Source organism: Dyella terrae (assembly GCF_022394535.1).
Classification (GTDB): domain Bacteria; phylum Pseudomonadota; class Gammaproteobacteria; order Xanthomonadales; family Rhodanobacteraceae; genus Dyella.
Window position 1 is genome coordinate 4,568,188 of record NZ_CP089414.1, and the last position, 21,832, is coordinate 4,590,019.

The 21,832-nt window shown below is 63.5% G+C and carries 23 protein-coding genes; 10 read left to right on the forward strand and 13 right to left on the reverse strand.

Going from position 1 to position 21,832, the window contains the following annotated elements:
• Positions 1-81 precede the first annotated feature (81 nt).
• From lptB to DYST_RS20055, 5 genes are all read right to left on the reverse strand, one after another.
• The gene (gene lptB, locus DYST_RS20035) at positions 82-801 is read right to left on the reverse strand and encodes an LPS export ABC transporter ATP-binding protein (protein WP_239947835.1); all 720 of its coding nucleotides are present in this window, start codon (positions 799-801) and stop codon (positions 82-84) included.
• A 3-nt stretch (positions 802-804) separates the two neighbouring features.
• A complete protein-coding gene (gene lptA, locus DYST_RS20040; protein WP_239947836.1) occupies positions 805-1,464 on the reverse strand; it encodes a lipopolysaccharide transport periplasmic protein LptA in 660 nt (219 codons plus the stop codon).
• Positions 1,355-1,984, reverse strand: a complete 630-nt coding sequence (gene lptC / locus DYST_RS20045; RefSeq protein WP_343214841.1) for an LPS export ABC transporter periplasmic protein LptC — start codon at positions 1,982-1,984, stop codon at positions 1,355-1,357. The genes lptA and lptC overlap by 110 nt, the downstream gene beginning before the upstream one ends.
• 35 nt (positions 1,985-2,019) lie before the next feature.
• On the reverse strand, positions 2,020-2,559 hold the full coding sequence (locus DYST_RS20050; RefSeq protein WP_239947838.1) for a KdsC family phosphatase: 540 nt from the start codon (positions 2,557-2,559) through the stop codon (positions 2,020-2,022).
• A 98-nt stretch (positions 2,560-2,657) separates the two neighbouring features.
• Positions 2,658-3,668, reverse strand: a complete 1,011-nt coding sequence (locus tag DYST_RS20055) for a KpsF/GutQ family sugar-phosphate isomerase (RefSeq protein ID WP_239947839.1) — start codon at positions 3,666-3,668, stop codon at positions 2,658-2,660.
• Between the two features lie 254 nt (positions 3,669-3,922).
• Between DYST_RS20055 and DYST_RS20060 the strand changes: the two genes are divergently transcribed.
• Both DYST_RS20060 and murA read left to right on the forward strand, forming a co-directional pair.
• Positions 3,923-4,162 (forward strand): BolA family protein, encoded by a 240-nt coding sequence (locus DYST_RS20060; protein ID WP_102300766.1) that lies wholly within the window; start codon positions 3,923-3,925, stop codon positions 4,160-4,162.
• A gap of 42 nt (positions 4,163-4,204) precedes the next feature.
• The gene (gene murA, locus DYST_RS20065) at positions 4,205-5,464 is read left to right on the forward strand and encodes a UDP-N-acetylglucosamine 1-carboxyvinyltransferase (RefSeq protein ID WP_102300765.1); all 1,260 of its coding nucleotides are present in this window, start codon (positions 4,205-4,207) and stop codon (positions 5,462-5,464) included.
• Positions 5,465-5,536: 72 nt separating this feature from the next.
• Here murA and DYST_RS20070 read toward each other — a convergent pair whose 3' ends face one another.
• Genes DYST_RS20070 through purM form a run of 3 tightly spaced genes read right to left on the reverse strand, consistent with a single transcriptional unit; the run spans position 5,537 to position 8,010 of the window.
• Positions 5,537-6,253, reverse strand: coding sequence for a DUF3108 domain-containing protein (locus DYST_RS20070; RefSeq protein WP_199178849.1), 717 nt, complete (start codon positions 6,251-6,253; stop codon positions 5,537-5,539).
• A 55-nt stretch (positions 6,254-6,308) separates the two neighbouring features.
• Positions 6,309-6,977: a phosphoribosylglycinamide formyltransferase gene (purN, locus tag DYST_RS20075; protein WP_239947840.1), complete on the reverse strand. Its 669-nt coding sequence runs from the start codon at positions 6,975-6,977 to the stop codon at positions 6,309-6,311.
• Positions 6,978-6,981: 4 nt separating this feature from the next.
• Complete coding sequence (gene purM, locus DYST_RS20080) at positions 6,982-8,010, reverse strand: phosphoribosylformylglycinamidine cyclo-ligase (protein WP_102300763.1); 1,029 nt, start codon at positions 8,008-8,010, stop codon at positions 6,982-6,984.
• Positions 8,011-8,158: 148 nt separating this feature from the next.
• Here purM and DYST_RS20085 point away from each other — a divergent pair, with 148 nt between their 5' ends.
• The 3 genes from DYST_RS20085 (at position 8,159) to hda (ending at position 11,110) form a co-directional block, all read left to right on the forward strand.
• Complete coding sequence (locus tag DYST_RS20085) at positions 8,159-9,139, forward strand: DUF2066 domain-containing protein (protein WP_239947848.1); 981 nt, start codon at positions 8,159-8,161, stop codon at positions 9,137-9,139.
• 88 nt (positions 9,140-9,227) lie between these two features.
• Positions 9,228-10,409: an AI-2E family transporter gene (locus DYST_RS20090; protein ID WP_428993998.1), complete on the forward strand. Its 1,182-nt coding sequence runs from the start codon at positions 9,228-9,230 to the stop codon at positions 10,407-10,409.
• A complete protein-coding gene (gene hda, locus DYST_RS20095; protein WP_239947850.1) occupies positions 10,406-11,110 on the forward strand; it encodes a DnaA regulatory inactivator Hda in 705 nt (234 codons plus the stop codon). Before DYST_RS20090 ends, hda begins: the two co-directional genes overlap by 4 nt.
• 73 nt (positions 11,111-11,183) lie before the next feature.
• On the opposite strand, the gene DYST_RS20100 is transcribed toward hda, so the two are convergent.
• Positions 11,184-11,987 (reverse strand): inositol monophosphatase family protein, encoded by an 804-nt coding sequence (locus DYST_RS20100; protein WP_102300759.1) that lies wholly within the window; start codon positions 11,985-11,987, stop codon positions 11,184-11,186.
• Between the two features lie 157 nt (positions 11,988-12,144).
• Between DYST_RS20100 and DYST_RS20105 the strand changes: the two genes are divergently transcribed.
• Complete coding sequence (locus DYST_RS20105; RefSeq protein WP_239947852.1) at positions 12,145-12,921, forward strand: RNA methyltransferase; 777 nt, start codon at positions 12,145-12,147, stop codon at positions 12,919-12,921.
• 39 nt (positions 12,922-12,960) lie between these two features.
• Here the strand turns inward: DYST_RS20105 and DYST_RS20110 are convergent, their stop codons facing one another.
• On the reverse strand, positions 12,961-14,286 hold the full coding sequence (locus DYST_RS20110; RefSeq protein WP_102300757.1) for a hemolysin family protein: 1,326 nt from the start codon (positions 14,284-14,286) through the stop codon (positions 12,961-12,963).
• 198 nt (positions 14,287-14,484) lie between these two features.
• On the opposite strand from DYST_RS20110, the gene DYST_RS20115 reads away from it, so the two are divergent.
• Positions 14,485-15,114: a DUF47 domain-containing protein gene (locus tag DYST_RS20115; RefSeq protein ID WP_102300756.1), complete on the forward strand. Its 630-nt coding sequence runs from the start codon at positions 14,485-14,487 to the stop codon at positions 15,112-15,114.
• 69 nt (positions 15,115-15,183) lie between these two features.
• On the forward strand, positions 15,184-16,305 hold the full coding sequence (locus tag DYST_RS20120) for an inorganic phosphate transporter (RefSeq protein WP_199178848.1): 1,122 nt from the start codon (positions 15,184-15,186) through the stop codon (positions 16,303-16,305).
• Between the two features lie 46 nt (positions 16,306-16,351).
• Here the strand turns inward: DYST_RS20120 and DYST_RS20125 are convergent, their stop codons facing one another.
• Positions 16,352-16,756: a hypothetical protein gene (locus tag DYST_RS20125; RefSeq protein WP_102300755.1), complete on the reverse strand. Its 405-nt coding sequence runs from the start codon at positions 16,754-16,756 to the stop codon at positions 16,352-16,354.
• 87 nt (positions 16,757-16,843) lie between these two features.
• Here DYST_RS20125 and DYST_RS20130 point away from each other — a divergent pair, with 87 nt between their 5' ends.
• Positions 16,844-17,182 (forward strand): MGMT family protein, encoded by a 339-nt coding sequence (locus tag DYST_RS20130; RefSeq protein WP_239947854.1) that lies wholly within the window; start codon positions 16,844-16,846, stop codon positions 17,180-17,182.
• A gap of 149 nt (positions 17,183-17,331) precedes the next feature.
• The gene (gene recQ / locus DYST_RS20135; RefSeq protein ID WP_239952164.1) at positions 17,332-19,125 is read left to right on the forward strand and encodes a DNA helicase RecQ; all 1,794 of its coding nucleotides are present in this window, start codon (positions 17,332-17,334) and stop codon (positions 19,123-19,125) included.
• 28 nt (positions 19,126-19,153) lie between these two features.
• Here recQ and DYST_RS20140 read toward each other — a convergent pair whose 3' ends face one another.
• On the reverse strand, positions 19,154-19,423 hold the full coding sequence (locus DYST_RS20140; RefSeq protein WP_239947856.1) for a hypothetical protein: 270 nt from the start codon (positions 19,421-19,423) through the stop codon (positions 19,154-19,156).
• Between the two features lie 192 nt (positions 19,424-19,615).
• Positions 19,616-21,766 (reverse strand): hypothetical protein, encoded by a 2,151-nt coding sequence (locus tag DYST_RS20145; RefSeq protein ID WP_239947858.1) that lies wholly within the window; start codon positions 21,764-21,766, stop codon positions 19,616-19,618.
• Positions 21,767-21,832 lie beyond the last annotated feature (66 nt).

Genomic DNA, 21,832 nt, shown 5'->3' on the forward strand with positions numbered 1-21,832 from the left:
CCATAGGTCGAAGGCGGAATCGCGTACTACCTCAGGTTTATCTCCGAGGTTTGGGCGTGGGTATGCCCTGTTCCGCAACCGTTACAGGCGGAACTCGCGGCCGAGGTAAACCTCGCGGACCTTCTCGTCAGCAAGAATGTGCGCAGGCGTGCCGCGGGAGAGCACTTCGCCATCATTGAGGATGTACGCGCGGTCGCAGATGCCGAGCGTTTCGCGCACATTGTGGTCGGTGATGAGCACGCCGATGCCGCGCTCCTTGAGGTGGCGCACGATGCGCTGGATTTCGCCCACTGAAATGGGGTCCACGCCTGCAAACGGTTCGTCCAGCAGCATGTAGCGCGGGTGCGCTGCGAGCGCGCGCGCGATTTCCACGCGTCGGCGCTCGCCGCCGGAAAGGCTGATGCCCTTCTGGTCCGCGATGTGCGAGATCTTCAGTTCGTCCAGCAGGCTTTCCAGCTCGTTGGCGCGGCGCTTTTCGTCCCAGCCTTCGCGAAGCTCGAGCACCGCCTTGATGTTGTCGGACACGGTAAGGCGGCGGAACACTGAAGCTTCCTGCGGCAGGTACCCAATACCGAGCTTGGCGCGCTGGTGCATGGGCAGGCCAGTGATGTCCTGCTTGTCGAGCTTGATCACGCCAGCATCGGCTTCGATCAAGCCCACCACCATGTAGAAGCAGGTGGTCTTGCCCGCGCCGTTGGGGCCGAGCAGGCCGACCACTTCACCCTCGCGAATGGAGAAGGCGAAGTCACGCACGACCTGACGTGCCTTGAAACTTTTTTGCAGACCTTCAGCAGAAAGCATCGATCAGTGGGCCTCGGCCGGCTTGGGTGCGGCGGCGGGTGCAGCAGCAGGTGGTGTAGCGGGCGCGGCGTTGGGGTGGCAGGCTGGAGCAGCCACCTGACCGGCGGGCGGCGGTGTGGTGCCGGGCTTTGCCTTGGGCAGAATGACGCCGTGCACCAGACCGTCACCGCCGGCTTCGCCGGTGATCAGCGAGGTTTGCGTGTTATAGGTGAGCTTGTCGCCATGAAACTCGCCACGGCCCTGCTGGCGCACCACGGCATTGCCGGTGAGCACCGCGATGCCGTTGATGTTGTCGTAATCCAGCTGGATGGCATCACCCTGCATCAGATTGCCGCAGTCATCCAACTGCTCGATATGCGCAAGGACGCCAGGACTGCTCGTCACCACGGCACGCGATACCTGTGTGTCGTTATCCAGATAAAGCTTGGCTACGGCACCGGTCATCTTCATCGTGCCCTGCGTGGCCACGACGTTGCCGGTCAGCGTGGTGACCGTGTTGGGCGCGTTGAATCCGTCCATGGTCTTGGACGAGAAGTTCATCGGCTGATTGCGGTCATCCTGCTTGGCCAGCGCCGGCTGCAGGACGAGCAGCCCCAGAACCAGCAGGGCGAGGTGCAGCTTGAGACTTCTTGGGTCGCGGCGGAAACGAGCCGGTGACTTCATCGAACAGCTCCAGATGATTGGTGTTGAGGTTGGCACGCATGCCCACCCCGTTAAGTGTACGTGGGCCTTGCTTCATATGCGCTGGGGCGTCGGTCACCATGAGGTTGTCCTTAGGCCAGGCGGTGACGTCGGTGGTGTGCATTTCCGTCATGGGGGTGTCCGCGAAGGCGGCTCGGTGCATGTAGACCGGGCCCTGCAGCTTCAGCAGGGTGCCGCTCTTGTCGACCCAGGCATAGAGCGACTTGCCCAGCCACGGCGGCACGCCGGGGTCGTTGGAGGGCATCGTGAAATCGGGAGTGTTGATGTAGAGCGAATCGTCGTTCTCCCTTCGCTCCAGGTGCGGCGCCACCATCTGGAAGCTGGGCAGCCCGTCGACGTCGTACGACCACAGTTTGAAGTTGGTGAGGATGTAACCCGAGCGCGGAGGCCCCACGAAGTCGCTGACCTTGGGCGATGGGGCAATCCACTGCTGCAGCATGTAGGCCGCGCCGGTGGCGATAGCCATTACCACCGTGGCCACGGGCAGGCTCCGGTCGCGCAGGTAAGTGCGCAAACTCACTGCCAGCGCTCCCGTTCGGCGGCCGCTTTGCCCTGAGCGTGCAGGACCATGTCACAGACTTCGCGCGCCGCACCCATGCCGCCACCCAGGTGGGTGCGCCAATGGGACTGTTCGGCCACCCAGGGGTGGGCGTTCGCCACAGCCACGGCCAGGCCGACCATGCGCATCGGCGGCAGGTCAGGCAGGTCGTCACCGACAAAGGCCGCCTGTTCTGGCGTCAGGTTCAGTGCCTCCAGCAATTGCTCGAGGCTGGCGCGCTTGTCGCCCTGGCCCTGGTAAACGTGGGCGATGTCCAACTCCTCGGCACGCAGCGCCACCGGGTGGCTGATGCGGGCGGAGATGATTGCGACCTGCACGCCGTTGGCCATCAAGCGCTTCAGGCCCAGGCCGTCGTGCACGTGGAAAACCTTGGTTTCGTGGCCGTCTTCGGCGTACCACAGGCGGCCGTCGGTCAGGGTGCCGTCCACGTCGAACACGACGAGGCGGATCTTGGCGGCGCGGGCAAGGACGTCTGCGGGGATATCAGCCAGATACATGGGCGGGGTCGGCAATGAGGCGAAGGGAGGGCGATACCGTCAAACGCCGGGCGGGCCGGACGGTGGACGCCGTAAAGGAAAGCAGCCGAACCTTTCGATCAGACCACACGGGCGCGGAGCAGATCGTGAATGTTCAGGGCGCCGACTACCTGCTGCTGGTCGTTGACCACCAGTAGCGCGTGGATCTGGTGCTTTTCCATCAACTGGGCGGCCTCGATGGCGAGCTTGTCAGCACCGATGGTCTTGGGGCCGCGGGTCATCAGTTCCGCTACGGTCGCGCCGCGTAGGTCGAGATCATCGTCGTCAAGCGCGCGACGGAGGTCACCGTCGGTGAACACACCCAGCAGGTGGCGGTCCGCGTCGACCACGGCGGTCATGCCCAAGTGCTTGCGGGTCATTTCCATCAGTGCCTGTGTGAGCGAGGCATTGGGTGCTACGGCTGGGATGCCTTCGCCGGTGTGCATGACATCGCTGATGTGCAGCAGCAGGCGACGTCCCAGGCTGCCCGCCGGATGCGAGCGGGCGAAGTCTTCCGACGTGAAGCCGCGCGCTTCCAGCAAGGCGATGGCGAGGGCGTCACCCATCACCAGCGCTGCCGTGGTGCTGGCGGTGGGGGCCAGGCCCAGCGGGCATGCTTCGGCGGCAATGCTGGCGTCCAAGTGCACGCTCGCCTGGTCGGCCAGCGAGGAGTTGGCGTTGCCGGTAATGGCGACCAGGGGGATACCCTGACGCTTGATCACCGGCAGGATGAACAGGACTTCGTCGGTTTCGCCCGAGTTGGACAGCGCAAGCACCACGTCCTGCGGCAGGATCATGCCGAGATCACCGTGGCTGGCCTCGCCTGGATGGACGAAGAAGGCCGGCGTGCCGGTGGATGCCAGGGTGGCCGCGATCTTGCGGGCGACGTGGCCCGACTTGCCCATGCCAGTGACCACTACGCGACCGGCGCAGCCCATGATCAGGCGGCAGGCCTCCACAAACTCGGGGCCGACACGCGGTTCGAGCGCGCGGATGGCGGCAGCCTCGGTGGCGATCACGGTGCGGGCGCTCTGCACAATGGCATCAGCATTGATCGCGTGCTGTTTGGCTGGGGCGACGTGGGCGTTCATGCGTCCTCGAAAGTCTGCCGGATTTCCGCCATGACCCTGAACGGGCTGTCCATGGGTGGAAAATTCCGATTAATCATTATGTTATGCGAAATGGACGGCTTGAAGGAGGCGGGCGCCATCATCACGTGTCGTTTCTGCGACAGAGGTTTTCCATTAACATGGCATATTCGCATTTTAACGTCATAGTCGGTGACATTGGATTCGGTTCCTGTCCGGATCGATGGCACTGACCCCTATCTGTAAGTGGAAAAACCATGGACGCTGCCACCATCCAGGCAATGATCGAACAAGGCCTGCCTGGTGCGCAGGCTGCTGTGAGCGGCGACGACGGCGTGCATTTCGAAGCCGAAGTGGTGGCGGAGCAGTTCGCGGGCAAGTTGCCGCTGGCCCGGCACCGCCTGGTTTACGCGACCTTGGGGGATCTCATGGGCGGTGCGATCCACGCGCTGGCTCTGAAGACGCTGACTCCTGCGGAGGTCGCGGCGCGCCGTTGAGGCTGCGCAGCGCCCCGTGCAATCGATTCGTAAGGATATTTAATGGCCAAGATCCTGATCAGTGGCGGCGAGCCGCTCCACGGTGAGGTGGGTATTTCCGGCGCCAAGAACGCCGTGCTGCCGATCCTCGCTTCCTGTTTGTTGGCCGATGAGCCGGTGGCCATCAGCAACGTGCCCCACCTGCACGACGTGACCACCTTTATTGAACTGCTCGGCCAGATGGGCACGCAGCTGGTGCTGGACGACCGCATGAAGATGCACGTCGACCCGCGTTCCACGGACAAGTATTTCGCCCCGTACGACCTGGTGCGCACCATGCGTGCGTCCATCCTCGTGCTCGGCCCGCTGGTGGCTCGCTTCGGCGAGGCGGAAGTGTCGCTGCCTGGCGGTTGCGCGATCGGTTCGCGCCCGGTTGATCAGCATATCCGCGGCCTGCAGGCGCTGGGTGCCGAGGTGGTCGTGGAAAACGGCTACATCAAGGCCAAGGCCAAGCGCCTGAAGGGCGCCCGGATCTCCATGGACATGGTGACCGTCACCGGCACCGAGAACATCATGATGGCCGCTGCGCTCGCGCAGGGCACCACCATCATCGAGAACGCGGCACAGGAACCGGAAGTGGTCGACCTGGCGCATTGCCTGATCGCCATGGGTGCGCAGATCGAAGGCGCCGGCACCTCGACGCTCATCATCCACGGCGTCGAGCGCTTGCACGGCGCTGAGTACGAAGTGCTGCCCGATCGCATCGAGACTGGTACGTTCCTGGTCGGCGCTGCCATGACCGGCGGTAAGGTGCGTGCCCGCAACGCTCGCGCCGATACGCTGGATGCCGTGCTGGCCAAGCTGGAAGAGGCTGGTGCGCAAATTTCCACTGGCGCGGACTGGATCGAGTTGGACATGCGTGGCCGCCGCCCGAAGGCGGTGAACATCACCACCGCGCCGTACCCGGCGTTTCCGACCGACATGCAGGCGCAGTTCACCGCACTCAACTGCGTAGCCGAAGGTGTGGGCGTGATCACCGAAACGGTGTTCGAGAACCGCTTCATGCATGCGCTGGAACTGCAGCGCCTGGGCGCGGACATCCGCCTGGAAGGCAACACGGCCATCATCAAGGGCGTGGAAAAGATGAGTGGCGCGCCGATCATGGCGACGGACCTGCGTGCCTCCGCCTGTCTGGTGCTTGCAGGTCTGGTGGCCGAGGGCGATACCACCGTTGATCGCGTGTATCACATTGATCGCGGCTACGAGAACATCGAAGAGAAGCTGGGCGTACTGGGCGCAAAGATTCGTCGACTGCCGTCCTAAGCGACAACGCACTGCCCAAGAAAAAGGCCGCGCAAGCGGCCTTTTTCGTTTCGCAGGAGGACCGTTGCCGGATTACGGCTGCTTGTAGCTCACTAGTTGCAACTCGAGGTTACCGCCGTCGCTTTGCGTCAGCTTCACCGGCACCGGGTACTTCTGCGGGGCATACCACGCGCTGAAGACGTTCTCGTCGCCGCTGCGGACCACGCGTTCTGTCTGGAAGCTGCCAGCAGGCACCTTGACGGTGTCTTTGCCGGTCACCTTGAACTCTTGTGTTTCCACATTGCGCTTCACCGCCACAGGCAGTGCCACGGACTGTTTGCCGGTGCGCAGGGCCAGGCCAATGGCGTACGGCGTGGTGTTGCGATCCACCATGCCGGGCGCGCTTGGGTACGTCATCGGGCCCTTGCCTTCGTCGACCGTCACCTGACCGCCGGTCCAGTTGACCTCGGTATGGCGCTGCTTCTTCTTGAAGCCAGCGTCCATGTTGTAGTCGTAGCTGACTGTTTCAGGGGCGTCGTTGTTCCAGCGGAATTTGGTGGTTTCCGAGGAATTGGCGCCCAGGGCGGCGGCGATGCCTGCCGTGCCCTTGATCTGGTTGCTGTAGACCCATTGCTCGTTGCCGGTGGACTTGAGCGTGATCACTGCTTCGCCGATGACCTGTCCACCCTGCGATACCTGGTAGGTCGCCGTGAACGGAGCCGGTGCGGGCGCGGCGGCGAAGGCGGCCGTGGTGGAGAGCGCCAGCGCAAGGCCGGCGGCGAACATGCGAAGGGAGTTGGATGCAGTCATGGGGACCAAAGTCTACGTGTTCATCCTGAACGACTTGTAGAGACGCGTCGGACGCTCAGTCAACCAATGTGCCGTTGCGCAGTTGCAGCGGCGCACTGATTAACGCGCCGTCCAGTGCTACTCGATCGGGCGCAATCAGGTCCAGGCGCTGTTCGGCCATGAGCGTCAGCACGGCAGGTAACAACTGATGCTCGTAGGCGAGCAGGCGCTGGGCGAGTTGATGTTCGTCGTCACCCGGCTGGATCGTTATGCGGGCCTGAGCGATCACTGGGCCACCGTCCAGTTCGGCCGTCACGTAGTGCACGCTGGCGCCGTGTTCGGCATCACCGGCCTCAAGCGCGCGCCGGTGCGTATGCAGGCCACGATACTTGGGTAGCAGGGACGGATGGATGTTGATCATCCGCCCGACCCATGGCGCCAGTGCTTCGCCGTCGATAATGCGCATGAAGCCGGCCAGCACGAGTACCTGCGCGCCGCTGGCATCGAGCTGGCGGAACAGTTCGAAGTCAAAATCGCGACGCTTGGCGAATGCCTTGGGATCCAGCGTGAACGTGGGAATGCCCACGTCTTTCGCCAATTGCAATGCACCAGCGTGGGCTTTGTCGCTACCGACCACAACGAAGTCGATGGGCAGTTGTCCCGCGTCGCGCGCGGCGATCAGGGCTTGCAGATTGCTGCCGCGCCCAGAGGCGAGCACGGCCACGCGAAGACGCTGAGTTGTCACAGGCTTAGCCGATGTGGACGCGCTCGTCGCCCTGGGCAGGAACGATTTCACCGATCACCGAGCTCTTCAGGCCGTGCTTGGCGAGCAGTTCGCTGGCGGCGCTCACGGCGTCGCGCGGCAGGATGACGGTGAAGCCCACGCCGCAATTGAACGTGCGCCACATTTCCTCACGCGCCACGTTGCCTTCGCGCATCAGCCACTCGAACACGGGCGGCAACACGATGGCGGAGGCGTCGATGGCGATACCGAGGTTTTCCGGCACCACGCGGATGATGTTTTCCTTCAGGCCGCCACCGGTGATGTGTGCCATGCCATGCACCGGCTGATTCTTCAGCAGGTCGAGCATCGGCTTCACATAGATGGTGGTGGGCGCCATCAGGGCATCGGCCAGCGTGACGCCACCGAGGTCGAGGTCCAGCGGGTTGCCAGCGCGCTCGAGGATCTTGCGGATCAGCGAGTAGCCGTTGGAGTGCGGGCCGGAAGATGCCACGCCCAGGATTACGTCACCGGCGACGATCTTCTCGCCACTGAGCAACTGCGACTTCTCCACCGCACCAACGGTAAAGCCGCCCAGGTCGTATTCGCCCGGCGGATACATGTCCGGCATTTCTGCTGTCTCGCCGCCGATCAGTGCGCAGCCAGCCAGTTCGCAACCCTTGGCGATGCCGCCGACCACGGCCACGGTGGTGTCCACGTCCAGCTTGCCGGTGGCGAAGTAGTCGAGGAAGAACAGCGGCTCGGCGCCCTGAACCAGCACGTCATTGACGCACATGCCCACCAGATCGATGCCGATGGTGTCGTGGCGGCCCAACTGCTGGGCGAGCTTCAGCTTGGTGCCCACGCCATCGGTACCCGAGACCAGCACCGGCTCTTTGTATTTGCCGGACAGATCGAACAGACCGCCAAAACCGCCCAGGCCACCCATGACTTCGGGGCGGGAGGTGCGCTTGACCAGCGGCTTGATGCGTTCGACAACAGCATTGCCTGCGTCGATATCGACGCCAGCGGCGCGGTAGGTGAGGGCGTCGGACATGGGGGTAACCCGGCGTTGGGAAACGTCGGATTGTAGCAGTGTAGGTGGCCACTTTCCCGAGCCCGGACCCTGAACCGGGATGTCTTCGATGGACGCTGCCGGGCGGATTGGGCAGACTTCCTGCGTTCCCCACCGGATATCGCTCCCCATGCGTCTGTCCCGCCTGCTGCTCATCTGTTTCTTGCTGGGCCTCGCCCCGCTGCTGTCCGTGCATGCGCAGGGGCAGGTGTCGCCCTATACCGTGGTTGTTTCCGTGGCGGATACCAGCGACACCGCCCGCAACGCCGCCTTTGGCGACGCCCTGGCCCAGGTGCTGGCCCGTACGTCGGGTGGACAGGACCTGAGCAGCAAGCCCGGTTATGCCGACGTGCTCAAGGGGGCGTCCGGTATCGTCCAGCAGTACCAGTACCAGCGGGCCACCACGGGCATGGCCCTGCAGGTGACCTTCGATCAGGCCGCTGTGCAGCGCGCGGTGGCCCAGATGGGCGTGGCCAGTAGCGGTTCGCGTCCGCCGGTGTTGCTGGTCGTGCGCGACGAGGATGGCAGCGTACTCACGCACGACGCCTTGGCGACCCTGACGCAGACGCTGGCCGCCAAGGGCTATAGCACGGTGCTGGCCGACCCCGCGAAGACCGGGGACACCCCGAACCTGACCAGTGCGGAGCCCGACCAGGTCGCCGCGTTGGCTCGTCAGTACAAGACCGGCCTGATCCTGCTGGGCCAGATGCATGGCAATACCGCCGACTGGGCGCTGGTATCGGGCGGCCCGCAGCAGAAGTGGACCACGCAGGGCGCCAATGCCGCCGCCGTGCAGACCGATGCCGGCAACGGCTTGGTCGACCGACTTGGCAAACAGTTGAACGTGATCGGTTCGGCCACGGTCGACGGCAAGCTCTGGGTGTCGCAGGTTAATTCGGCCATGGATTACGCCAACCTCGTAGCCGTGCTTCGCGACGATCCGAATGTCCGTCAGGTCACCACGTTGAGCGCACAGGGCGATGGCATGCTGTTCGCGATCAAGGCGGCCTTGCCGATGGATGCGCTGGCGAACAGCCTTGCGGCAGGCGGACGCTTGCTGCGTGGGGATTCGCACAGTGATGCTGACGCCAGCTTGCGCTGGGTCCGCTGATCACGCGCCGCGAACGGCGTGTCATCCGTGTGCCGGTTAGATCCGGCACACGGCTTTTGTTTCCGACCTCATGGGATGAGCCATGTCGATGACAGCAGACAGCTCCCGCCGTTGGCAGATGCTCGCGATTGCTGCGGCTATTTTTTACGTGTTCTGGCTGCTCGCGCCGGTGCTGATGCCGTTTGCCTTCGCTGCCATGCTTGCCTACCTGGGCGACCCGCTGGCCGACCGCCTGCAGCGATTTGGCATGGGGCGCACGCTGGCGGTGAGCATCGTGTTCATCGTGCTGCTGCTGTTGACGATCGGTGCGCTACTGCTGCTGATTCCGCTGATCTCGCGCCAGGTCGAGAACCTGGTGTTGAACATTCCGCACTACGTCGATTGGGCCCGGACTACCGCGCTACCGTGGCTGCAGGCCAAGTTGCATCTGGACCCGAGCGCGTTCGACACCGACCGTTTGGTGCAGCAGATCAAGGACCACCTGGGTTCGATCGGCAATGCCGCGTCCGTGCTGCTCGGCAAGATCTCCCGCTCCAGCGTCGGCGTAGTGATGTGGCTGACCAACGTGGTGTTGATCCCGGTGGTGGCGTTCTATCTGCTGCGCGACTGGGACCGGCTGGTGGCCTGGGTCGACAGCATGTTGCCGCGCTCCGTCGAGCCCACCATCGCCCATCTCGCGCGCGAGTCGGACAACGTGCTGGGTGCGTTTGTGCGTGGCCAGTTGCTGGTGATGCTGGCGCTGGGCGTCTTCTACGGCGGCGCCTTGACGCTGATGGGGCTGTCGGTCGGCCCGCTGATCGGTATGATCGCCGGCCTGCTCAGCTTTGTGCCGTACCTTGGCTTCATCGTGGGCTTTGGCTCTGCGCTAATCGCCGCGATGGTGCAGTACGGCGATTGGACCCACGTGCTGATGGTGGTGGGCATCTTTACCGCCGGCCAGTTGTTGGAAGGCTATGTGCTGGTTCCCCAACTGGTGGGCGACAAGATCGGCCTGCATCCGGTCGCGGTGATTTTCGCCGTGTTGGCAGGCGGTTACCTGTTCGGTTTCCTTGGCGTGCTGTTGGCTCTACCGGCCGCGTCGGTGATCCTGGTACTGCTGCGTTATCTGGCAGAGCGTTACCGGCAGAGCGATTTGTATAAAGAGGAGGGCGAGGGCGATCCCTTGCTCACCGAAGTGGATGTGGTGGTTGAGACCTCTGCCGGGGAGGTGAAAACCCGGACGACCGTCGATCAAGAAGGCAGCAAGAAGGACGCAGTACCCCCTCCATGATTCCGCAGTTGCCGCTCGCCTTGCGCTGGCCCCGCCGCCAGCGTTTCGAAGACTTCCATCCCGGTAGCAACGTTGTGACGCTGACTGCCGTGGAGCAGGTCGCCTACGTGCCGGGCACGCCGTGGCTGTATCTGGCTGGTCCTGCCGGTAGCGGCAAGAGCCATTTGCTGGTGGCGTCCTGTCAGGCAGCTGTCCAGGGTGGTCGCACGGTGCAGTACCTGCCTTTGGCAAGTATGGGCAATAAGGCGGCCGCCATCCGTGGCGTGGCAGGTAGTGAGTTCCTTGCACTGGACGACCTCGGCGCCATTGCCGGCGATCGTGAGGCCGAGCACGCCCTGTTCGACGTTTACAACCGGGCCAAGGCCGAAGGCGCTGCGTTGCTGTTTTCCGCCGAAGCGTTGCCGACCCAATTGGGTCTTGGTCTGCCTGACCTCCGCTCGCGCCTTGGGGCTTTGCAGCAGGTGTTGCTCAAGCCACTGGACGATGCCGAGCGCCGTGCAGTGCTTCGCCAAGAGGCAACTACTCGCGGTATCGAGCTGGACGACACGGTGCTGGACTGGCTGTTCACCCGCTATAAGCGTGATCTCGGTGCATTGCTCGACCTGCTGGACCGCATGGACCAGGCATCGCTGGCGGCAAAGCGACGCATCACGGTGCCATTCCTGCGTGAGTTCCTGCGCGACACCGAACCGGGCACTTGAAACCTCTTCTAACGCTGGCAGGCATAAAAAAGGCGCCCTAGGGGCGCCTTTTTTTCGAGCGACCTGTGTTTCTTCAGGCCATCAACAACCGCGGTGTGGCATTGGCACCGATCGCATCGACCATCGCCTGCGCCACATTGAGGTTGCCGGCAACGATGTTGCCGCTTTCCGGGATGCCGTCGCGACCGGCGAAGTCGCAGTAGCGACCACCCGCCTCACGCACCAGCAGAACGCCGGCGGCCATGTCCCACGGCTTCAGGCCGATCTCGAAGAAACCGTCGTAGCGGCCGGCGGCCACGTAGGCCAGGTCCAGGGCAGCGGAGCCGGAACGACGGATGTCCTCGGCCTGGCCGAGCATGGCACGCGTCATATCGAGCTGAGCATCCAGGTGCGAACGCTGACGGTACGGGAAGCCGGTGGCGATCATTGAGCCGCCCAGGTTGTCGCGCTTGCCTACGCGGATGCGTCGGTCGTTGAGGTAGGCACCGTCACCCTTGCTGGCGGTGAATAGCTCATCGCGCAGCGGGTCGAACACCACCGCGTACATCGGCTCGCCCTTGTCGAGCAGGGCGATGGAGACGCAGAAATGCGGAATGCCGCGCAGGTAGTTGTGCGTGCCGTCGAGCGGGTCGATCACCCAGGTCAGCGGACCCTTGCCAATGGCGCCGCTTTCCTCAGCGAGGAAGCCGTGCGTCGGGTAGGCGCGCTTGAGTTCCTTGACGATTTCGGCTTCGGCCAGGCGGTCCACTTCCGAGGCGAAGTCCATGCGCTGCTTCTCGACGATGTTGAGTCCGTCGATGCGATTCATGTAGCGCAGGATGATGTTTCCTGCGGAGCGCGCGGCGCGCACCGCGACGTTGACGGCGGGTCTTGGCATGGCTTCGGCTTTCAAAAGAACGGGGTTTCGGCGGCAAAGTCTAGCAGAGACGGCGGGCCGGGTCAGGCCGGCCAGGCGGGTGCGGAACGGGTCGGGTTTGACAGGACGGCCGGACATTTCCAAGCTTTGCGCCCGTTTCACAAGTTTCCCGGTCCCCATGAGCGCTGATTCCGACCTCGCCGCCCGCATCCGCTACGTGCTGGTGCGCACCTCGCATCCCGGCAATATCGGTAGCGCAGCCCGCGCCATCCGCACCATGGGCTTCGACCGAATGGCGCTGGTGGCGCCGCATCGTTTCCCTGACCCGGAAGCCTCGGCGCTCGCTGCGGGCGCGGACGACGTGCTCGAGAACGCCATGGTGACGGAAGGCCTGGTCGACGCGCTGGCGGGTACCAGTCTGGCGCTGGGGCTTTCGGCCCGTCGCCGCGGCGTGGACCTGGAGGAGATCACCCCGCGCGAGGCGGCCACCCGGGCGTTGGCTGCCGCTGCGCGCGGCGAACAGGTGGCGCTGGTGTTTGGCAACGAACGCACGGGGCTGGAGAACGAGGAGCTTGCGCGCTGTCACGCCATGGTGCGCATTCCCAGCGTGGATGATTTCAGCTCGCTCAATCTCTCGCAGGCTGTGCAGGTGATGGCCTACGAGCTGCGCGTGGCGTCGCTGGGCGACGTCGCCGCGCCGACGCGCGCCGATGCCGAACCGCCGGCCGATGCGGCGCAGATGGAACGCTTCTTCGAGCATCTGGCGCAGATGCTGGACGACATCGAATTCCATAAGGGCCGCGCACCGACCACCATCATGTTGCGCCTGCGCAAACTGTTCCAGCGGGCGCAGCCCGATGAGCGCGAACTGCGCGTGATGCATGGCATCTTCGCCGACGCACAGCGCATGGCGCAGATCGCCAGTGGCAAGGACAAGTCATCGAAGAGCGAGTGACGCATCGCTCGCCGCCGGCGCTAGGCGTGCGTCCGGTGGTCAGAATCCGTCTTCGTCTACGTCGATCTTCGGCTGTGGCGTGATCAGCAGTTTGTCGATGCGCGCGCCATCCAGGTCCACGACTTCCACCCGAAAGCCGCGCCAGTCGAAGGTTTCGCCGGCCTGAGGGATATGCCCCAGTACCGCCATCACCATGCCGGCGGCCGTGCGGTACTCGTGCTCTTCCTCGCCGGGCAGTGCATCGACCTTCAGCAGTTCTCGCAGGTCGTCGGTCGATAGCGAGCCGTCCAGCAGCCAACTCCCGTCGTCGCGGAGGGTAATCAGCGGGCTTTCTGCCTTGTCGTTGCTGCCCAACTGAGTGGCACCCACGATGGCGGCGAGCAAGTCGTTGAGCGTCACCAGGCCCACGATATCGCCGTATTCGTCGACGACCAGCGCAAGCTGGGTTTCCGCGTCGCGGAACTCTTCCAGCAGGTCGAGTGCACGCGCCGTGGCGGGCACGTACAGCGGTTTGGACAGCTGTCCGAAGATGTCCGGTTTGCCCTCGGCGAAACCGCGCAGCAGGCGCTTCACTTCCACCACGCCGGGAATGTCGCTTTCGTCCTGGCGGTAAACCGGATAGCGGGAATACGGTGTCGTGCGCAGGATTTCCGCGTTCTCTTCGAACGGTGCCGCGGCATCCAGCCAGACAATGCGCGTGCGCGGCGTCATCACGCTGTCCACTGCACGGTCACCCAATCGCAGTACGCGATTGACCATGTTGTGCTCGTCGCGATCGAGTATGCCGTGTTCGGCACTTTCTGCGACCAGTAGCCGAATTTCTTCTTCAGTCGCGACGTCGCTACCGCGTCCTTTGACATTCAGCATCCGCAGCAGGAGGCCGCTGGTGACATTGAGCAGCCATACGAACGGGGCCGCGATGCGCGACAGCACCATCATCGGCATAGATACATAGCCGGAGATCAGCTCCGGCGCGGAGAGCGCGAGTCGTTTGGGCACCAGTTCGCCGATCACGATCTGGATAAAGGAGATCAACCCGAAGCCGAGCACCAAGCCGATGACTTTGGCGTAGGGCTCCATCCAGGCTGCCCGGCCGCCGTGGATGGCAGTGGCGATGTGGTCGCCCAGCGCATCGCCGGCGAGGGCACCGGTGACCAGAATCACTAGGGTCATGCCCACCTGCACAGTGGATAGGAAGCGCTCGGGCGCTTCGGCGTTGCGCAGGGCCATGCGGGCCCTGCGGCTGTCACCGCGGGCCATATGCTTCAGGCGCGTCTTGCGCGAGGCAACCAGGGCCATCTCCGACAGCGCGAAGAAGCCGTTGCACAGAGACAGCAGGACGACAGTGGCGATTTCGGTCAGCATCGGGGCCGCCGGCCGGGAGTAAGGTCGCGAATGGACATGAGACGCAGTGTAAAGCCTAAGCCGGACCAGGTTCGTGACAGCCCCTTGGAGTCCGAGAGCCCTCCCCATGGGCTGGGTTGGGGCCTTGATGCGGCGCGGCAGGGGCCTCCTGTAACATACGCGTCATTTTCCGCCCTCCGCACCCCAGGCAATAACCGCATGTTTTCATTGCAAACGATTTTCGGCAAAGGCGACAAGTTCTATGGCCTGCTCGAGCAGAGCGCCGAAGCAGCGCAGGAAAGCGCCAAGGCGCTACACGACCTGGTGACGCGCAAGGATCACGCACCCGTGATGGCCGCCTTTGCCGCTGCGCGTGCCAGGGAGAAGGCGCTGGCGGGGCAGATCAGCGAGGAACTGGTGAATACCTTCGTCACTGCGCTCGACCGCGAAGATATCGAGGCGCTCAACTCGGCGCTCTACAAGATCCCCAAGACCATCGAGAAGTTCGCCGAGCGCTACGAGATCGTCTCCGACCGCATGAATGATGTGGATTTCGGCGCCCGTGCACTGGTGCTAGAGCGCGCCACGGCGGTGGTCTCGGAGATGATCGGCGAACTGCGCCGTGGCTTGCGTATCGACCCAGTAAAGAAGCTGCAGGACCGCCTGCAGACGCTGGAGTCGGAAGGTGACCGCATGTTGCTCTCGCCGTATCGCACGCTGTACGTGGAAGGTGGTGATGCCATGCGTGCGATGTTGGCGAAGGATTTGTTCGAGCTGCTGGAAAAGGCCATCGATAAGTGCCGCGATGTCGGTAACACCGTTTATTCGATCGTCTTGAAGAACTCCTGAGGCCGGCACGATGACGTTCTCCCTTTCGTGCCGCCCGGCGTCGTTCCGGGCCGTTGCCGAGGTGCGCGCATGAGCATTGGCCTCGCCATTGCGGTAGTGCTGATCGCGCTGGCATTCACCTACATCAATGGCTTCCACGACACCGCCAACTCCATCGCTACGGTCGTGGCGACCAAGGTGTTGACGCCTGGGCAGGCGGTGATGATGGCGGCGATCACTAACCTGATCGGCGCGCTTTGGGGCACGGCTGTCGCCAAGACCATCGCGGCTGGCTTGCTCAACAGCCATGTGGTCGATGCGGGTCCCAAGCTGCTGATTTGCGCTTTGCTTGCGGCAACTGTGTGGAACCTCATTACGTGGTGGCGTGGCCTGCCGTCCAGTTCCAGTCATGCCCTGATCGGTGCGCTGGTGGGTGCGGCTATCGCGGCATCCGGAGACAACTTTGCTTCGGTGATCTGGTCCCAGGGCGGCGACCATTGGTGGAATGGTTCGGGCGTCATTCCAAAAGTGATCGTGCCGATGGTCATTTCTCCGCTGGGTGGCTTCGTTATCGGTTTCACTGTGATGGGTTTGCTCTATGCGTTGCTGAGCTGGTTCGCGAGTCGCGTAGGGTTTTTGCGCCGTTTTGGCCGCACGCCTTTTGTGAACAGCTTCTTTGGCAAGGCGCAGATTCTGTCGGCAGGTGCGATGGGTCTGGCACATGGCTCCAATGACGGTCAGAAGAGCATGGGCATCATCGCCCTGGCATTGGCCGGCGCTACCGCCGCCGGGCAGTTCGAAGGCATTCCCGATTGGTTGGGCTTCCTGCGTATTCAGGGCACGGCAGGGGGTGGTTTCGACGTGCCGATGTGGGTGGCTGTGGTGTGCGCATTGACGATGGCCGCCGGTACTGCGGGCGGCGGTTGGCGCATCATCAAAACGTTGGGTCACAACATGGTGAAGCTGCATCCGATCAACGGGTTCGCAGCCGAAACCAGCTCAGCCACGGTCATTCTTATGGCCACGCACTTTGGCATTCCGGTATCGACCACGCACAACGTGTCGGCGTCGATCATGGGTGTGGGCGCGGCAAAGCGCTGGAACGCCATCCGTTGGTCGGTGGTGGAGCGCATGGTGTGGGCGTGGATCCTCACCCTACCGATCACTGCACTGTTGGCCTACGGCCTGGTGCGGCTGTCTGCACTCTTCTGAGCCAGCTCTGGCAGGGGCGCAGCCTATGCGCTCCTGCTTCCGGGATTTACAGCGCGTCGCCGCCAGCGGCGACGATGCGCTCCAGCTGATCCCCCAGTTCACCCAGCTCTTCGATCAGTCGCTTCAGCTCCGCGACGTCCAGCAGTTCATACGGCCGGTTCTCGCACAGGTGCAGGTACGGTGAGCCGTCCAGGTCGGCCACGGCAAGAAACCCCTTACGCTGTTCCCAGTTGAAACGCAGACAACGGCGCGGATCGGCCCCTGCCAGCGGGCCGACAGGTGTGGAAATGCGCAAGTAGCGTCGCCCCGATTCGTCTTCGAGTTCTGCGAGATAGATGCCCTGGTGCCGGTCGTGCGGCAGGCTCAGGTCGAAACTGATGAGATAGGGATCGTTGTGGCGCAGCGCGTGCATGCTGCCGATATGGGAACGCACGGCTTCGAAGTGATGCATGGTGCGATCTCCTTGGCAGGCGAATCCGGCCTCGCTACTGTGCCACGACCCAGTGTAAAGAGCCTGTTGAAGATCATGGACAAACCCATGAACGAAGCGCACGCACGCATTTTTGCGGCCATTGCCGCCATTCCACGTGGCCGTGTGGCCAGCTATGGCGCCATCGCCGCACGCGCGGGCTTGCCCGGGCGGGCCAGGCTGGTCGGTCGGGCCTTGGGTGAAGTACCCGAAGGTATGGAGCTTCCGTGGTTTCGCGTGATCCGCTCCAGCGGGCAGATCGCGTTTCCGGCGGGAAGCCGGGATTTTCGAGAACAAAGCCGGCGTTTGAAAGCGGAAGGTGTCGAGGTTAAGAACGGCCGCGTGCCGCTTGCCACTTTCGGCCTGGACGCGGACCTCGATCGCGCGCTCTGGGGTATGCCGGGCTGAGGGAAAGGTAGGCCACACCCGTTTTGTGGATGTTATGAACGCGGTCGGGCCGAGAACCTCAGGCTGTGCGACGCATCCGACATTGAACAGGCTCTTGGTGGCAAGGGACATTTGTTAGCATTCACCGATGCTTCCCTCGCCCCTGAGATATTCTTCACAGCGTTTTTGGCTACACCCAGTTCCGCGATCAGCAGCAGGCCATCGTCGACCAGTTGATCGATGGCGGGGATGCGTTGGTGCTCATGCCCACGGGTGGCGGCAAGTCGCTCTGCTACCAGATTCCAGCCCTTGTACGACAGGGCACGGGCATCGTGGTGTCTCCCCTGATTGCGTTGATGCAGGACCAGGTGGATGCATTGCGCGAAGCGGGCGTCGCCGCGGCCTATCTCAACTCGAGCCTGAGTGCGGATGACCAGCGGGAAGTAGAGCGTCGTCTGCTCGAGGGTGAGCTGAACCTGCTCTATGTCGCCCCGGAGCGCCTGCTCAGCTCACGCTTCCTGGGCCTGCTCGAACGCACGGAAGTGGCGCTGTTCGCGATCGACGAAGCGCACTGCGTTTCCCAATGGGGCCACGACTTCCGGCCTGAATATCGTGAGTTGGCGGTGCTGCACCAGCGCTTTCCTCAAGTGCCGCGCATTGCGTTGACCGCGACCGCGGACGAGCGCACGCGCGAGGAAATCGTGGAGCGCCTCGCCTTGCAGAAGGCGCGTCAGTTCGTTTCCAGTTTTGATCGGCCGAACATCCGCTATCAGGTCGGGCAGCGCCACAACGCGCGTCGTCAGCTGATGGAGTTCCTTGAGCGGCATCGTGGCGAGACCGGCATCGTGTACGCACTCAGTCGCCGCAAGGTGGACGAAACGGCTGCGTGGCTGTCTGAAGCCAGCATCGAGGCGTTGCCGTACCACGCTGGACTCGATGCGGCCACGCGCAATGCCAACCAGCGCCGTTTCCTGCGCGAGGACGGCGTGGTGATGGTGGCCACGGTGGCGTTTGGCATGGGTATCGACAAGCCCGACGTGCGTTTCGTGGCGCATCTCGACCTGCCTCGAAGCATGGAAGGCTATTACCAGGAAACCGGGCGCGCCGGTCGCGATGGGCTGCCATCCGACGCCTGGATGATCTACGGTCTGTCGGACGTGGTGACGATGAGTCAGATGATTGCCCAGTCCGAGTCGGCCGATGAGCGCAAGCGCGTCGAGCGCCAAAAGCTGGAAGCGCAGTTGGCCTATGCGGAGACCACGCAATGTCGCCGCGAACTGTTGCTCGCCGCCTTTGGCGAATCGTTCCACGGGCCGTGCGGTAGTTGCGACAATTGCGTTGAGCCACCCAAGACGTGGGACGCCACCGTGCCCGCGCAGAAGGCGCTTTCCGCCGTCTATCGCAGCGGGCAGCGCTTCGGCTCGGGGCATGTCATCGGCATTCTTCGTGGCGACGACAGCAGCCGTATGGGCGAGTTGGGCCATGACCGCCTGTCCACCTTCGGCATCGGCGCCGATATGGACGAAAAGCAATGGCGCTCGGTATTCCGGCAACTGCTGGCCATGGGCTTGCTCGAAGCGGATGCCGAAGGGTTCGGCACGCTGCGTCTGACCAAGACGAGCCGCGACGTGCTGGTGGGCAACCGTCAGGTCCGGCTGCGTGAAGACGCCACACCCACAAGGGCATCACGCAAGCGCCGGGACAGCAAGGTAGTCACGGGTAGCAGCTTGGGTGTGGAGGCTTACGAACAGCCGCTGTGGGACGAGCTGAAAAAGTTGCGTACACAGTTGGCCAAGCAGCACGGCGTGCCGCCGTATGTGATTTTCCATGATGCGACCTTGCTCGCGATGCTGCGCGCCTTGCCTTCGAACGAGACGGAGCTGGCGTCGATCAGTGGCGTAGGCGAGGCCAAGCTAAAGCGCTATGGACGGGACTTCTTGGCGGTGATCAACGCGCAGGAGTGAGCGCTCCACCTTTGTGGGTCATGGCGGTTCAGCCTGCCAGCTGCCAATGTGTTCCTTCAGCCGACACACGCGAATGTGCCAAGGCGAGTTCCGGAATGAAACGCCACTGCGCCAGTTCGCCCGGCAGGCGCGCCTGAGGACAAGCCATGCGTGTGGCGATCAGGGCGGCTTCGGCGGTTTCGTGACGGCCGATTTCCTGCTCTTGGCATAGGGCTCGCCACTGGCGGCCGTGACGGATGATGCGGAACAGGCCGGATTTCGACGGATGAACGTATTGCGCCAGCATGGGGTCGGACAATCTTCTTTCGACAGATGCTGCATAGCCTGCCTGCGGCGGATGACTCCTCTGTGATTCCGTCGCGACGGTTCTGTGGCGGCCATGCTGCGTTTCCATGGCGCTTGTCACCTATATCGTTACTACGTGAAAACGCGGTTCAGCGAAAGAGAAAGGTCCATGTTCCCCGGGGCGACTTGCGTCAGGCGGTTTGTCTCAGGGATGCGATTGGTCAGGGGCGCTGCCGGGCGACGCGGAATCGCGAAGCGCATCGGGCAGGTGCCATCGAAAGAGCTCACGATCGCCCAAGGCCCAAACGTCGCCTCCCTGCCACGAGAACGCCAAGGCGTGCACATCGCTTTTCGAGGGTGATGCATCGAGTTGAACAGGTGTCCGCGCCTGCGCGATATCCCACATGACCAAGCGGGGGCCGCTATGCCTGGGGCCGTTGGAGCCGAGCACCAGGTATCGCCCGTGGGCAGACCGCGCCGCCGCGGCCAGCACATCCATGGGGCCGAGCAACGCAGACAGCACATGGCCGTCGTTGAGGTCGACAACGTGCATGCCGACGATGCGGCCATGGGGCGCCACGGTGCCGCGCAGCGACGACGGCAGTTGACTGTCATCGTCCGGCGTCAGGACGAAGCCCGTGGCGATCCAGCCGGCTTCAGGGGAGCCTAAGGGCGTGGGTACCCATTGAGCGACGCCGGTGGCGTCCTGGGGATCGGGCGTACCGAAACGCTGTGGCAGCGCCAGTGCGCGCAGTACGCGGCCGGTCGATGCATCGAGTTCGGCTATGCCTGGCTGATCTTCCACCCAGAAAACCTTGGCATCGCGCCAGCGGACCGGCCAGATCAGCGTGTTGCCCTTCATGCGCACGCTCATCATCGACTGGCGTGCCGAGGCAAAGGCAGTGTGGAAGGGCCACGTATCGTCGGTGGACGATGGCGGCGTGTCCGGTCGCATGACAGTGAAGTACTCGTGCCCGAGTTTGTTCTTGTCGTCGCCTGCGCCACCGATAAGGCTGTCGTAGTCATGGCGGAAAAAGGTGGGAAGTTGATCGCCTGCCAATTCCCAGCGAGGGTTCTGCAGATCACTGCGCTCGATGCCGCTCCAGTTCACCGTGTGGCGGATGAGGCGATGCGCGTCGACGTCATAGGCGATCAGCGCGCGAGGTGTGTTGCTTTCAGCGGCGCCGTCGAACCAGGCCGTGCGTCCATCGGCGCTGAGTGAGAGGCGGTTTGTCCCCTCGGCGCCACGCCAGACGTTCTCGACTTTCCATTCGCCGTTCGCCTCGTGAAAACGCCATACATGCTGCCACCAGCCGCTGTCGTCGGACATTTGTGCACTCACGAGCAGGTCGCCATCGGGCAGCGTCAGCAGGTCGTGGGGGTAGAGCAGCGAACGGGGGCTGGTGACCAGTGTGTCCCAGCGTATCGCCTGTGCCTTGATGATCGGGCCGTCGGTGGTTGGGGCGCGGAGTACCAGGGGATGTACTGCGTCGGATGGCTCGACGGGCTTCACCCATGCCAGCGGTGTGCTCGCGATCTCCATGTTGTTGGGAAGACTCGCCAGGGCATCGCGCACGGCGAGGAAAACTGGCGCGGGTACGATGCCGTCGCTGACGACGCGGGCCGGTGGTGAACTCAGCACGTTGAAGTTGGCCAGTTGCTTGAACAGGCCGGCATTCGGATTGGGATAGTTGTCGTCGCGAGAGATATCCACCACGGTGGCCGGGTGCCCGAACATCGCAGTGACATCCAAGAGCCTGATGGTCAGCGTGCTGTCGTGTTTGTCAGAGAGGACGCGGCTGCGCTTCAGCGTGGCATACCAGCTGGCGTAGGTGACGCGAAATACATCGAGGCTCATGCGGTTCTGCGGCACGGAATCCACGCGGGCGCGCTCTTGTGCAAGCCGTTGAGTCATCTCTGCCGGCGTGATGACTCCTTGCGATACCGCGAGTTGCAGGCGAGGCAACGTGAAGTGATCCACCAGGGCGTCGCGCAGATCCGGGCGGCGTGACAACAGCACCCGATCCCAGCCTTCGGGCAAGTAGGCGAGGGGGCCGTTTTCGGCTTCCGCGGTGAACGTGCCAAACGAACTCAGCGCCCGTTGCACGATGGGCTGGACGCTGTCGTAAGGGGCGTCGACCAGCAGCAGAACCTCACCGGCGACCCGGGTGTCTTTGGCGCTGTCCCACACCAGAATCTGCTCTTTCCGCCGCGCGGCTACCGTGGCGTTGTCGCTGAAGTCAGCGGCCGGTGCGATGCGCCAGTGCAGGCCTTCCACGGTCGTTTGCGGCGCGGTGGTTGCAACAGCCTCGTGTGCAGCGGCCATCGCAAACAGCCCAGCTAGCGTCCTTGCCATGCGCTTCATCGTTCCGAGCTCCTAATCCGTGGCTTCCTGAAACGCGAACGGCCCGCATCGCTGCGG

What these genes read in the sequence shown, in the direction of transcription:
- DYST_RS20060 (WP_102300766.1), top strand. Translation starts at nt 3,923, where the DNA reads ATGGACGCTGCCACCATCCAGGCAATGATCGAACAAGGCCTGCCTGGT.
- DYST_RS20050 (WP_239947838.1), bottom strand. Translation starts at nt 2,559, where the DNA reads ATGTATCTGGCTGATATCCCCGCAGACGTCCTTGCCCGCGCCGCCAAG.
- purM (WP_102300763.1), bottom strand. Translation starts at nt 8,010, where the DNA reads ATGTCCGACGCCCTCACCTACCGCGCCGCTGGCGTCGATATCGACGCA.
- hda (WP_239947850.1), top strand. Translation starts at nt 10,406, where the DNA reads ATGATTCCGCAGTTGCCGCTCGCCTTGCGCTGGCCCCGCCGCCAGCGT.
- DYST_RS20055 (WP_239947839.1), bottom strand. Translation starts at nt 3,668, where the DNA reads ATGAACGCCCACGTCGCCCCAGCCAAACAGCACGCGATCAATGCTGAT.
- DYST_RS20105 (WP_239947852.1), top strand. Translation starts at nt 12,145, where the DNA reads ATGAGCGCTGATTCCGACCTCGCCGCCCGCATCCGCTACGTGCTGGTG.
- lptB (WP_239947835.1), bottom strand. Translation starts at nt 801, where the DNA reads ATGCTTTCTGCTGAAGGTCTGCAAAAAAGTTTCAAGGCACGTCAGGTC.
- DYST_RS20130 (WP_239947854.1), top strand. Translation starts at nt 16,844, where the DNA reads ATGAACGAAGCGCACGCACGCATTTTTGCGGCCATTGCCGCCATTCCA.
- DYST_RS20115 (WP_102300756.1), top strand. Translation starts at nt 14,485, where the DNA reads ATGTTTTCATTGCAAACGATTTTCGGCAAAGGCGACAAGTTCTATGGC.
- DYST_RS20120 (WP_199178848.1), top strand. Translation starts at nt 15,184, where the DNA reads ATGAGCATTGGCCTCGCCATTGCGGTAGTGCTGATCGCGCTGGCATTC.
- lptA (WP_239947836.1), bottom strand. Translation starts at nt 1,464, where the DNA reads ATGAAGTCACCGGCTCGTTTCCGCCGCGACCCAAGAAGTCTCAAGCTG.
- murA (WP_102300765.1), top strand. Translation starts at nt 4,205, where the DNA reads ATGGCCAAGATCCTGATCAGTGGCGGCGAGCCGCTCCACGGTGAGGTG.
- DYST_RS20110 (WP_102300757.1), bottom strand. Translation starts at nt 14,286, where the DNA reads ATGCTGACCGAAATCGCCACTGTCGTCCTGCTGTCTCTGTGCAACGGC.
- DYST_RS20145 (WP_239947858.1), bottom strand. Translation starts at nt 21,766, where the DNA reads ATGGCAAGGACGCTAGCTGGGCTGTTTGCGATGGCCGCTGCACACGAG.
- DYST_RS20070 (WP_199178849.1), bottom strand. Translation starts at nt 6,253, where the DNA reads ATGACTGCATCCAACTCCCTTCGCATGTTCGCCGCCGGCCTTGCGCTG.
- DYST_RS20100 (WP_102300759.1), bottom strand. Translation starts at nt 11,987, where the DNA reads ATGCCAAGACCCGCCGTCAACGTCGCGGTGCGCGCCGCGCGCTCCGCA.
- DYST_RS20125 (WP_102300755.1), bottom strand. Translation starts at nt 16,756, where the DNA reads ATGCATCACTTCGAAGCCGTGCGTTCCCATATCGGCAGCATGCACGCG.
- DYST_RS20085 (WP_239947848.1), top strand. Translation starts at nt 8,159, where the DNA reads ATGCGTCTGTCCCGCCTGCTGCTCATCTGTTTCTTGCTGGGCCTCGCC.
- DYST_RS20090 (WP_428993998.1), top strand. Translation starts at nt 9,228, where the DNA reads ATGACAGCAGACAGCTCCCGCCGTTGGCAGATGCTCGCGATTGCTGCG.